This is a genomic window from Rhizobium sp. IY2 (genome assembly GCF_047532935.1).
GTDB classification, from domain to species: Bacteria; Pseudomonadota; Alphaproteobacteria; order Rhizobiales; family Rhizobiaceae; genus Rhizobium; species Rhizobium anhuiense.
Genome location: NZ_JBLKNU010000038.1, coordinates 1 through 655 on the forward strand (window position 1 = coordinate 1; position 655 = coordinate 655).

Consider the following 655-nt stretch of genomic DNA (forward strand, 5'->3'; position numbering starts at 1 on the left):
TCCGCTGACGATCCCGACCCGCATGCCCTCGGCCTGACAGCGCGCCATCTCGCCTATGTCATCTACACATCGGGATCCACCGGCACGCCGAAGGGCGTCATGGTCGAGCATGCAAGTGTTGTCAATGTTCTACGCGCTCTTTTAGATGTATCGGGCCTCACAGAGCGCGATTCACTCCTCGCGATCACGACGATCTCTTTCGACATTGCGGGGCTCGAACTCTGTCTGCCACTGGCCATGGGAGCTAACGTAGTTGTTGCTCACGAGACCAGTGCTATTGGATTGCAGCGGTATCTATCCCATCAGAAGATAACCGTGATGCAGGCGACCCCGGCAGCGTGGCGTATGCTCCTCGACGCCGGATGGGAGGGTGCGCCCGATTTACGTGCGTTATGTGGCGGCGAAGCGTTGCATTCAGAACTGGCCTCGAACCTCGGCAGAAGGGTAAAATCTCTCAGAAATCTTTATGGTCCGACGGAGACTACAATTTGGGCGACCACCTTTTCTACCGACACGAGAGTTGAGGCGCCTCACCGGTATGTGCCGATCGGCCGTCCGATTGCGAACACGCGGATCTATCTTCTAGACGGTCATGGCGCACCCGTTCCGTTTGGTGCGGTTGGCGAGCTTTATATCGGCGGGGCGGGGGTGGCTC

Annotated in this window: 1 protein-coding gene; it reads left to right on the forward strand. The window is 58.2% G+C overall.

The window, feature by feature from the left end:
• A partial coding sequence (locus tag ACMUVN_RS33270; protein ID WP_414816052.1) for an AMP-binding protein occupies positions 1-655 on the forward strand: 655 nt, incomplete at both ends.